The organism is Enterococcus eurekensis (assembly GCF_042654605.1).
GTDB lineage: Bacteria > Bacillota > Bacilli > Lactobacillales > Enterococcaceae > Enterococcus_I > Enterococcus_I eurekensis.
This window is the reverse complement of sequence record NZ_JBHSGT010000031.1, coordinates 1-4,073: the sequence shown is the minus strand read 5'-3', so window position 1 is coordinate 4,073 and position 4,073 is coordinate 1. Positions and strand designations below refer to the sequence as shown.

Below are 4,073 nucleotides of genomic sequence, written 5' to 3'. Positions count from 1 at the left end.
TCCTCCAGTGTGTTTTCTTATATTTTACACACCTTATTTTTATTGTCTAGTTCAGTGTAACCTATCCACGTATAGAAAAAAATAATGTATAATAGAAATATGACAATAACCTAAGGAGAATGATTATGTCTAAAACTAAAAAGAAAAGAAGCTATACCGAAGAATTTAAAACCTCTGTTCTTCAAAAATTAGAAGAACCTAATAATACAATAACAAGTCTTTCTGATGAATTAGGGGTTCCTAGACCCACCATATATCAATGGATTAAGAAAGCTGAAGCAGATAATATGAAAGTTTCAATTAATCATAAAGTTACCAGCAAATGGACTTCAGAAGATAAATTTCATGTAGTACTTGAAACATCAACCTTTTCAGAAACAGAACTAGCAGAATACTGCAGAAGAAAAGGAATTTATGTTGATGAAGTGAAAATGTGGAGAAATCAATGCCTTAAGGCTAATGAAGAAGCAAAAGAAGATCCAAAGGAACTTAAAGAATCTTTAAAGGCTGAAAAGGATTTAAATAAAGAACTGGAGAGAGAACTTAGGCGTAAAGATAAGGCATTAGCTGAAACAGCTGCATTACTAGTATTAAGAAAAAAAGCAAACGCGATTTGGGGGGACCCCGAGGAAGAATGATCAGCGACTCAGATCGCGTAACAGCAGTAATGCTGATCAATGAAGCAAGGGAAAATGGTGCTAGATTGAAACCCGCCTGTGATGAACTAAACATCAGTGAGAGAACTTATCAAAGATGGACTGCACAGGGCATCAGTGAAGATAAAATAAAGAAAGACCAAAGGCCATTAATAGAAAGGCCAACCCCTAAAAACAAACTAACCGAAGCAGAAAGAAAAGAAATAATTAAAGTAGTCAATAACCCTGAATATGCTGATTTAGCACCATCACAAATAGTACCTAAATTGGCCGATGAAGGTAAATATTTAGCATCAGAATCAACAATCTATAAAATTCTAAGGGAAGAAAAAATGAATGCTCACAGGGGCAGAACCAGCCACCAGTAAAAAGGGAACCGCCAACACATATAGCAACAGCCCCAAATGAAGTTTGGACTTGGGATATAACCTGGTTAAATGGATTTATCAAAGGACAGTTTTACAAGCTTTATTTAATAATAGACATGTTCAGCAGACTAATAGTGGCTTATGAAGTTTGGGAAGAAGAAAAAGCTGAACATGCAGAGTATCTAATTAGGAAGGCCACATTATCACAAGTAACAGCAGGGAAGCCATTGGTATTACATTCAGACAATGGCAGTCCTATGAAGGCAGCAACCTTCCAGGCTACACTGGAAAAACTAGGAGTGCAGAGTTCCTTTTCAAGACCCAGAGTAAGCAATGATAATCCTTACTCAGAAGCACTTTTCAAAACAATGAAATATAGACCTAAATATCCCTTCAAAGGCTTTAGAGGCCTAGAAGAAGCTAGAATTTGGGTAGAAAAGTTTGTAAATTGGTATAACAAAATCCATCTGCACAGCGGAATCAAATTCATAACTCCATACCAAAGACACTATGGCCTAGATAAAGAAATTATGAGAAAGCGCCAACAAACCTATGAAAAAGCCAAAGCAAAACATCCAGAAAGATGGTCAAAAGGCATCAGAGACTGGACATTACCTGAATATGTATCGCTTAACCCTATTGACGAGGAGGAAGAAAATGGCTTATTACACAGAAGCAATTAATCTAAATATAGATAGATTTGGCTTTAGCGAACCATTGATATGGAGAAGCCTATATGGTAGCCTCTGAAGAAGGCAGTACCTTTATATAAGCCATGCCTTCAGGTACCAAAACCATATAGGTAGAGGCTCCATGTCAATGGCAAATCGGGAACGAAGCAATAAATATATGTATAGAAACTAATTATATTAAATACGACAACTTACTTTACAAACACCGTGATGGATTTTCGGGGTGGTGGCATAAGAAATTTGTGTGAAAAATAGAAAATAAGAACGATGACTGAAATCTATTGACTTTGAAGAAAAACTTTGATATAAAAAGGGCAAAATAACAGTAAAGGAAATAAATCAGGGAATTGAACAGATAAATAATGTTGTACAGTCAAATGCAGTAACATTTGAGAAATGTGTAGCTTTCAGTCAGGAAATAAGTAGCGAAGCAGAAAGTCTGCGTGAAATGATCAGGAAATTTAAAGTTGCAGAATAAAATGATATAGATGTCTAAGGATGTCATATATATACAGAAAGGGACTTACATTATGGATACAGGCATACGCAAATTGGTTAATGAAATAGCTGCAGAAGATTTAATAGAATTATTTGCACCAAGTATGGATGATTATCTTTACATTATGAATTTGCAGAAAAACACTTTCAGAATTTCACAGATAGCAGTGGATAGTTTTATGATGTCAGGTAATTCTTTTGATGATGCAGTCAACAGTTTTCAGCTTTTTGTATATAAAGAAGACCGCTCTATGATCGCGGAAGATTTACAGCATATAATAGAAGGAAAAGAAAAGGATTATAATCTGTATTACAGATGGCTTGATAAAAACGGAATGCCAGTATGGATTAATTGTCGTGGAAAAGTCGTTGATGATAAAGATGGAAAACCTCATTATCTTATAGGATGTGTGAATGAAATAGGAAATACCCCGAAAGCAGATAATATCAGTGGACTTTTAGGCGAAAGGGAATTGCGCTCATATATTTCTTCCTATGAAAAGATTGGTCGGTTATTAAATACTTACTGTTGCAGGTATTTAATATGGAAATTGCGAAAGCCGTATAAGTTAAAAGAAAAAGAGATTTCCGACAAAATTATTGATGGTAAACATAGACAAGATGGGTAATAAAAAAAATAATAGATATCAAAAATCAAAGGCGGTTCGAAGCTGCATCTTTGGAACAATGGATAAGGTTATTATTGGAATATGTGTCTTCTGTATCCTGCTTTCAGGGGCGGGTATCTGGTATGGAACGCTTGATTATTTCAAAGCGGAAGAGACCTATGGTGATCTTCAGCAATATATTACTCTAGTGGATGAAACATTGCCGGATGCTGTTAAAGATCAGACGTATTACATTGACTGGAAAAGCCTGCGGGCGATAAATCCGGATGTTGTTGCGTGGGTGAAGATTCCGGGTACAGTGGTGGATTATCCGATCGTACAGACCAAGGATAATCAGTATTATTTAAAAAGGGCTTTTGATGGAAAAAAGAATTCCTGCGGAACAATTTTTATGAATGCGTATAACCGCATGGATTTTTCCGACTATAACACAGTTCTTTACGGACATAACATGAAGAATGGCAGTATGTTTGCAGTGATCAATAAATATAAGGAAGCAGCATTTTATGAAGATCATAAGGAAGTTTGGCTGTTCACACCGTACTGGGAGAGAAAATACCAGATCATATCTGTGCATAAAGCTACGGATGCATCTGAAACATATACAGTGGAGTTTGGAGACAGATATGCTGAGCACGTGACAAAAGAAGCGTCTATGTCTATATATGATACCGGTAATGGTTACAATGTAGATCTTCCAATGATTACACTGTCTACCTGTACAGGAAATGGGTTATTGGAGCGGATGGTTCTTATATGCCAGCCGGTATATGAAACGAAACTTAATCCGTTTATGCAGGATTAAGGTACTGTTTCATAAAATGAGTATAGGATAAAGAAATATAATGGGAAGATCATCGGGAATGCGATTGCAATAAAAGTATAAATTAGGGAGTTTGTGTATGAAGAAAAAAAGAAAAATCAAAAACAGAATGATTGCAACAATATTATGCGTGGATATCTTGTTTTCGCAGGTGCATATTGTGTATGCTGCAGATTTACAGATATCGGATAGCAACACTGATCAGGTTACAGTTTCTTATGAGGAGGATGATATGGAGCATGAAGGAAATGCAGACATAGAATTTACTGCCGCTCCTTCGGAGAAAACAAATGAAGAACTGGATAATACCGATGTAAAGGTACCCGATATAAATAAAGATACAGAATCAAAAAAAGATGAGGTAAAAACATCTGAAGAAGGCATAAAAGCAGAGACGACAGAGAATA

Annotated in this window: 3 protein-coding genes and 1 pseudogene; all 4 read left to right on the top strand. The window is 35.9% G+C overall.

Annotated elements, in window-relative coordinates:
- The first annotated feature begins 125 nt into the window (after positions 1 to 125).
- Positions 126 to 1,707: pseudogene (locus ACFO3L_RS04885) on the top strand (IS3 family transposase).
- Between the two features lie 539 nt (positions 1,708 to 2,246).
- A complete protein-coding gene (locus ACFO3L_RS04880; protein ID WP_379964425.1) occupies positions 2,247 to 2,843 on the top strand; it encodes a PAS domain-containing protein in 597 nt (198 codons plus the stop codon).
- Positions 2,836 to 3,648 carry a class B sortase gene (gene srtB / locus ACFO3L_RS04875; RefSeq protein ID WP_379964423.1) on the top strand — a complete coding sequence of 271 codons (813 nt, stop codon included), beginning with the start codon at positions 2,836 to 2,838 and terminating at the stop codon, positions 3,646 to 3,648. The genes ACFO3L_RS04880 and srtB overlap by 8 nt, the downstream gene beginning before the upstream one ends.
- A 97-nt stretch (positions 3,649 to 3,745) precedes the next feature.
- A partial coding sequence (locus tag ACFO3L_RS04870; protein WP_379964421.1) for a hypothetical protein occupies positions 3,746 to 4,073 on the top strand: 328 nt, incomplete at its 3' end.